Source organism: Sulfurimonas sp., from assembly GCF_023229105.1.
GTDB lineage: Bacteria > Campylobacterota > Campylobacteria > Campylobacterales > Sulfurimonadaceae > Sulfurimonas.
Genome location: NZ_JALNZY010000092.1, coordinates 1 through 7,131, shown reverse-complemented (window position 1 = coordinate 7,131; position 7,131 = coordinate 1). Strand labels below are relative to the sequence as shown.

The following is a 7,131-nucleotide window of genomic DNA, read 5'->3' as shown; positions in this document are numbered from 1 at the left end:
GAGAGAAGCGACTCTACTCCTCCAAGAAGCGCAATAGTCAGAGCAGGAGCAATATAAATATGAAGATTACTAAACTCAAAACTAGGCAGTGAAAAACTAAAAGTGTTTGGGATTTCACCAAAGAATGATTCAATCGTAGTTACTGGAATATTTGCCGCTTGAACTATAAATGTGATAAAAATTATCGCAACAAAAGAGCCCGGAACTTTAGTTGTTATCTTTTTTGAATATATTGTTATTAAAATTGTCGTAATAGTAAGAATTACTGCGTAGAGGTTGGCTTCGCTTGCATGAGAAAAATAGAGTACCCATTTTTGAAAAAATTCCGAGGGCATTTTTTCAATATTTAACCCGAGCGCATCTTTAATCTGCGTGGAGAAGATAATAACAGCAATGCCACTCGTAAAACCGACAATAAGCGGGTGAGGAAAATATTTTAGAAGGTTGCCTAGACGTAAAAGACCAAAAACTATAAGAAAAAGTCCTGCCATCATAGTAGAAATCATAAGCCCATCAATTCCATACTCTTGCACAATTGCATATATTATTACAATAAATGCTCCGGTGGGACCGCCGACTTGAACTCTGCTTCCCCCAAGAAGAGAGATAATAAAACCTGCTACTATTGCGGTGATTAAACCTTTTTCAGGGGATACGCCAGAAGCTACGGCAAAAGCAATAGAAAGCGGAAGGGCGACAATGCCCACCACAATGCCGGCAAATATATCTGCGATAAGCTGTTCTTTGCCAATTCTTAGTTTTAATAAACTAAATAACTTAGGTTCAAATATTTTATTCATCTGTTTTATTTTTTTAGTGAGTTAAGTTGCTCTAATACTTTTTCTTGTTTATCTAGCGCATCAGCTAAAAGTTCCCTGTTTTTTGTTAAAACATCTTCGGGCGCATTTGCGACAAATCTTTCATTGTTTAGCATGCCCTTTAGTTTATCAATCTCACGTTGTAGTTTCTCATCCTGCTTTGTCAAACGGTTGATAATTGGTAAGAGATCTATGCTTTTTGTCGGTATAAAAGTCTCACATTTTTGAGAGATGTCACTTATTGCATTTTCTATTTTAGACTCAGTAAATTCTACAATATCTACTTTTGCAAGTCTTTGTATAAAAGGCTTCATAAGCTCTTGCTCTTTTTCATCTAAATTGTCTATCTTAACGTATGCTTTTTCTATCTTTTGGTTTGCCAAATCGACTAGAACTTTTGCACGTCTGATTGAGATGATAACATCCATGATTAGCTCAAATCTAGCCTCATCTCTTAGGCGCTTTTTTGTCTTGAATGGATACTTCATAATCATGATAGAGTCTGAAGCCTCAAGTTTTGTACCGCTTAGTTCATGATAGAGATACTCTGTGATAAAGGGCATAAAAGGGTGAAGAAGCTTCATTGACTCCTTAAAAATTGCTCCAAGTTCAACTATTGCGCCTTTATCCGCTTTGCTAAGCTCAATACCCCAATCACAAAACTCATTCCAGATAAAACGATAAACAGCGGTTGCCGCATCATTAAATCTATACTCATCCAAGCATGAGCGAACTTCCGCTGTAGCTACATTTAATCGTGAGAGCATATAGCGTCCAAGAGGAGACTCGACACAAAAACCTTTTAAATCAGGAAATGTATCTACATTCATCTGCAGAAATTTCGCCGCATTGTAGAGCTTGTTTGTAAAGTTGCGGTTTTGTTCTAGTTTGTCCGTACTCATTCTTATATCACGCCCTTGTGCAGCGCTGATTGCAAGAGTAAAACGTAAAATATCGGCACTATACTTCTCTACCATATCAAGAGGGTCAATTACATTTCCTTTTGATTTAGACATTTTTTGTCCGTTTTCATCACGAACAAGAGCATGAAGATAGATGTGGTTAAATGGAAGTTCACCTATAAAACTCTCCCCCATCATCATCATTCTAGCAACCCAGAAAAAAAGAATATCAAAACCTGTAATAAGAAGCGAGTTTGGATAAAAATCTTTCATATCCTGTGAGCTAAAGAGTCTATCCATAGAAACGTCGCCATTTCCCCACCCAAGAGTTGAAAACGGCCAGAGTGCAGAGCTAAACCAAGTATCAAGAACATCAGGGTCTTGATGGATATTTTTTGAGGCACACTTTGGACACTCATGCTCTTCATCTTTTAAGCTCGCCCATTCATGGTCGCAATCATTGCAGTAAAATACAGGTATCTGATGTCCCCACCAAAGTTGACGAGAGATACACCAATCTCTTAAATCACCCATCCAAGAGTTGTATGAGTTTATCCAGTGTGGAGGAAAAAACTTAGCTTCGCCGTTATTTGTTTTCTCAATTGATTTCTTTGCGACTTCACTTCTTACAAACCACTGTTTTGAGATATATGGTTCAACGATATTTTTACATCTGTAGCAGTGTCCTACTTGATGCTTATGATCTTCTATCTTAACTACAAAGCCTTCAGCTTCAAGTTTTTTTACGATTATCTCACGAGCCTCAAGTCTCTCTAAGCCTTGAAATTCGCCTGCATATTCGTTTAAAATACCTTTTTCATCAAAGACGGTAATAAACTCCAAATCATGACGTTTGCCGACTTCATAATCGTTTTGGTCATGTGCGGGTGTAACTTTTACAACGCCTGTTCCAAAACTCATATCTACATGTTCATCGGCAATGATAGCAACTTCTCTTGTCGTTAGAGGGAGTTTGATTTTTTTACCGATTAGATGTTTATAGCGCTCATCATCAGGATGAACCATAACTGCGGTGTCTCCAAAGTATGTCTCAGGTCTTGTCGTTGCAACTTCTACAAAGCCGCTTCCATCAGCAAAAGGGTACTTGATATGGTAAAACTTTCCGTCGTGGTCTTCATGTTCAACCTCGATGTCGCTAAGTGCGCCATCATGCGTACACCAGTTTACCATGTAGTTTCCGCGGACTATAAGCCCTTGATTGTAGAGATGCACAAAAGCCTCTTTTACGGATTTTTGAAGTCCCTCATCCATGGTAAAACGCTCACGCTTCCATGCAGGGCTGACTCCCATTTTACGTAGTTGGCTTGTCATTATTTCAGCAGATTCCGCTTTCCAAGCCCAAGCACGCTCTAGAAATGCTTCTCTTCCAATCTCCTCTTTTGTAGTTCCCTCTGCAAGCAGTTGCTTCTCAACAACATTTTGCGTTGCAATTCCTGCATGGTCGGTTCCCGGCTGCCATAGAGTTTTGTAACCGTCCATTCTTTTATAGCGAGTGATAATATCTTGAAGCGTAAATGTAAGTGCATGACCTATGTGAAGACGACCCGTGACATTTGGAGGAGGCATCATGAGGGAGAAGTTTTTTCCCTCTTCTTGAATAGAGCTGTTTGCATCTACCTCAAAGTAGCCTCTCTCTTCACAGATTTTATAAAATGCATCTTCCGTTATGCTCGGTTCATAGCTCTTTTGTGACATGTAATCGACCTTAAATCATATAAAATATTTTTGCAATTATATCCAAAAAGATGTGTATGTATCTGCCCCTTACTTTAATCTAACCTCCAAAAGAGAATTTTATTGCCTTTATCCGCACTTATAAGTTTATTAGGGGCATAAAAACATATCTTGATTATAGTAGTCGGATGCCCTTTTAGCAGATAGAGCTCTTTTAAGCTTTTGGTATCTATAACAGAGATTTCATCCTCCTCGTTTTTGCTAAAAGCCGCTCTGCTCGCATCAGGATTTAAGCCGACACTGTAAGTGAAAAATTCTCCCATAGTTATTTTGTATTCATCGGGATTTTTATAAAGAATCACACGCTTATCTTTTCCTCCGCTTAGGAGTATGCCGTTTTTGTAGTCGATAGAGAAGATATCTCTTTTGTTTGCTTTTTCATAGGTTTGGACTATGTTGCCGCTTTTTATTTCTATCTTATAAACAAGCGGTGTCTCATTTGCGCTAAAGATATATTTTTTATCTTCACTAAGTACAAAATCTGAAAAACTTGCTTTGTTAAGCTGTTTTTTATATAAAAACTCTTTTTTTTGTATATCAAAAAGAAGCAGTTCATTTTCCATCGTGTTTATTATTACTCTGTTTGCATCAACAAACCTAACCTTTTTGGGGGATATTTTTTGTGAAGCATCTATGAGTTTATGTAATTTTTTATCTTCATAGAGATAAAGATCTCCCCAAGAGTCCATTTTCCTTGTTGAAAAAAGCACCTTTTTCTCTAAATAATCGACACTTGCAATGATAAGACCTATCTCATCACCTAAAATATTTTTCTGTTTTTCAATCACAATCTTATCAACAAGTTCATCATTTTTTAGATTGTAGATATCAACGGTACTCTCTTTTGTACCGATAACGAGAATATCGCCCCTTTTGACAAAATCAGAGACTGCTTCACTTGCCGAGATAGTTTTGTAGGGTGTTATCTCCTTTGCCAAAAGAGAAAGTAATAGAAAAACAGAGAGTAAAAAAAACTTCATGCGCCCTCCTTGAGCTGTTTTGCCAAAGTCACTATCGAGACTTTAAAGGCGCCGCTATCACACACTTCTATGCATCGTGCGCATTTGATACACTCTTTTGCTGAGATGATATGACTCTTTTTGCCCACCAGCTCTAAAATTTCAACTTCCGGGCAAACCAAAAAACACTTCAAGGAGTGCACGCACTTAGTTGCATCATGAGTTACTTTTATAAGACTATATTTCCCTATAAGTGCATTAAATCCGCCAAGCGGACAGATATGCCCACACCAGCCGTATTTTTGGGAAAAGAGATCAAAAAGAAAAATAGCCACAAGAGAGAACCAGCCAAAACCAAAACCAAAGATGATGCCTCTGTGGGCTATTCCTATGGGACTTATCATCTCAAAAGCAGCAAGTGAAAAGACAAAAGAGAGGATGAGGGCTAAGGCTATAAACCAGTAACGGATATTGCGGCTAAAGGGGAGGGCGTTTGTTTTGTCTTGAAGTTTAAGTTTTCTTCTGATTGCCGCTGCCGTTTCAGTAACTATATTTACAGGGCATACCCATGAACAAAAGAAACGACCGCCGATAATACCGTAAAAAAAGAGGACAACCAAAATACCGAGCAGGATATCAGCAGAGATAACTGCTCCAGCAAAAAACATTTGAAGCGTTGCAAAGGGTTCACTAAGAGGGATAAAGCCAAAAACAACAGAGCTACTTAGGTTGCCAGAGACGATACTCCATCCATAAAGGTTTGCCAAGAAGTAGGTGCCAAGCAGAAGAATTTGAGTCGTTCGTCTTGCAAGATAGTAGCGGTAGCGAAACAGAAAATCACTCATGATAAAGTCCTTCCAAGATACCCTCAACGTCATTTACATTGTCAAGTGCGCTTTTTTCATTTCTTTTGGTTTTGCTCATTGTAACATCTGTAGAACTTTTTTTAAGTCTCTCCTCATCCTCTTTTTTCCAACCGATAATATAGTGAGAACCTATATCGCTCTGGGAGAGAAAAAGCGGAAGCACTTTTATTGAGGCTATGTTTGTAGGACAAGCCCTCTCACATAAACCACAGCCCGTGCAGTTAGTTGCATCAACCATCGGGGTTAAAAAAGCGTGCATTCCGGTGCGCGGATTTCGCTCATTTTTAAGCACAATCGCCACATCGGCAAGAGGGCAAGCTCGAATACACATAGTGCACTGAAGTCCTAAATAAGCCAAACATGATTGTGTATTTACTGTTGCAAGCCCCATTTTTGCGTTATTTATATGGAGGGAATTGTCTTTGGTAAGTGATTTTAAATCAAGTGCATCTGTAGGACAGGAGGAGGCGCAAGGAATGTCAGGGCAGAGACGGCATGCATTTTCTCTCGGTGTAAAATAGGGTGTTCCTATGGCTGTTTTATCCGAAATAGTGGCAAGTTGCAGTACATCAAAAGGGCAAGCTTTTACACACATTCCACAGCGCATACATGTTGAGAGAAAATCTTTCTCCAAAAGAGCACCGGGAGGTCTAAGCAGCAAGCTTTGTGCTTGTGACTTAGATAAATAGGCACTCCAAAAAATAGCGCCTACTGAAGCATATCCAACCCCGCTAAGTATCTTTTGTAAAAACAATCTTCTATCAGGAGTGTTGATTTTATTCATTTGTTTGTCCTAGACATCGTTACAAGCTACTCTCATTATAGTAAGAGTTTTTTTAAGGTTACATTTAAAGTTACTATTAGTTTTTATTATATACTAAGTCGGCTTGAGAGGGAGTGAATAAAATAGAGTGAAGTTTATCATTGTATAATCACGCTCTTAAAATTTCTAAGGGAGCAGTTTTTGCCACTTTCGCGTTTAAATGAAGAACAATATCTTGCAGCCACATCCTCTAATGAGCAAAATCTTATTATTGCTTCGGCAGGAACAGGCAAAACCTCGACAATCGTCGGAAGAATCGCATACCTCCTAAGTAAAGGCATAAAACCTACAGAGATTTTACTTCTTACTTTTACAAATAAATCAGCAGCAGAAATGGTGCAGCGCGTTGCAGACTTTTTCGGTAAAGAGGTAGCCTCTAAGATAGACGCAGGAACTTTTCATGCGGTAAGTTACAGATGGCTGAAAAAGTATGACAAAAAAGTTGTCCTCAAGCAACAAAGAGAGCTAAAAACCCTCTTTAGAAGTGTTTATGAAAAGCGCTCATTTGGGCATATTGGAGCAGAAGTATCACCTTATGGCGGAAACTATCTCTATGATGTTTACTCCTTTTATCAAAACACAGAGTTAAATAGTGATTTTGATGAGTGGGTTAAAAATAAGTACCCGGAACATGAGCTTTTTTCGATGATTTATGCCGATATCGTCGATGAGTTTGAAGCGCTTAAAAAAGAGTACGGTTTTGTAAATTTTAACGATTTGCTTCTTCATTTTCGAGCAATTTGTAAAACCAAAGAGCTTGGATATCAAGAGGTTCTTATCGATGAGTATCAAGATACAAATGCGCTTCAAGGCACTCTTATAGATGCGATAAATCCGCCTTCGCTCTTTTGTGTGGGGGATTATGATCAGAGCATCTACGCTTTTAACGGCGCTGATATCTCCATAATAGGAACATTTTCCAAAAAATTTCCATCTGCAAAAGTTCATACGCTTACAAAAAACTACCGCTCAACCGTTCCTATACTCTCGCTTGCTACAAAAGTTATA

At 38.5% G+C, this 7,131-nt stretch carries 6 protein-coding genes; 1 reads left to right on the top strand and 5 read right to left on the bottom strand.

Annotated elements, in window-relative coordinates:
• From M0Q17_RS10065 to napG, 5 genes are all read right to left on the bottom strand, one after another.
• On the bottom strand, nucleotides 1–800 hold an 800-nt coding region (locus M0Q17_RS10065; RefSeq protein WP_295086471.1), incomplete at its 3' end, for a SulP family inorganic anion transporter.
• Between the two features lie 5 nt (nucleotides 801–805).
• On the bottom strand, nucleotides 806–3,436 hold the full coding sequence (locus tag M0Q17_RS10060; protein ID WP_295086469.1) for a valine--tRNA ligase: 2,631 nt from the start codon (nucleotides 3,434–3,436) through the stop codon (nucleotides 806–808).
• 74 nt (nucleotides 3,437–3,510) lie between these two features.
• Complete coding sequence (locus M0Q17_RS10055; protein WP_295086467.1) at nucleotides 3,511–4,455, bottom strand: hypothetical protein; 945 nt, start codon at nucleotides 4,453–4,455, stop codon at nucleotides 3,511–3,513.
• Nucleotides 4,452–5,279, bottom strand: coding sequence for a quinol dehydrogenase ferredoxin subunit NapH (napH, locus tag M0Q17_RS10050; RefSeq protein ID WP_295086465.1), 828 nt, complete (start codon nucleotides 5,277–5,279; stop codon nucleotides 4,452–4,454). The genes M0Q17_RS10055 and napH overlap by 4 nt, the downstream gene beginning before the upstream one ends.
• Entirely contained in the window at nucleotides 5,272–6,084 is an 813-nt protein-coding gene (gene napG, locus M0Q17_RS10045) for a ferredoxin-type protein NapG (RefSeq protein ID WP_295086463.1), read from the bottom strand. The genes napH and napG overlap by 8 nt, the downstream gene beginning before the upstream one ends.
• A gap of 180 nt (nucleotides 6,085–6,264) precedes the next feature.
• Between napG and M0Q17_RS10040 the strand changes: the two genes are divergently transcribed.
• The coding region (locus M0Q17_RS10040; RefSeq protein ID WP_295086461.1) for an ATP-dependent helicase at nucleotides 6,265–7,131 on the top strand (867 nt) is incomplete at its 3' end.

What these genes read in the sequence shown, in the direction of transcription:
- M0Q17_RS10055 (WP_295086467.1), bottom strand. Translation starts at nt 4,455, where the DNA reads ATGAAGTTTTTTTTACTCTCTGTTTTTCTATTACTTTCTCTTTTGGCA.
- M0Q17_RS10060 (WP_295086469.1), bottom strand. Translation starts at nt 3,436, where the DNA reads ATGTCACAAAAGAGCTATGAACCGAGCATAACGGAAGATGCATTTTAT.
- napG (WP_295086463.1), bottom strand. Translation starts at nt 6,084, where the DNA reads ATGAATAAAATCAACACTCCTGATAGAAGATTGTTTTTACAAAAGATA.
- napH (WP_295086465.1), bottom strand. Translation starts at nt 5,279, where the DNA reads ATGAGTGATTTTCTGTTTCGCTACCGCTACTATCTTGCAAGACGAACG.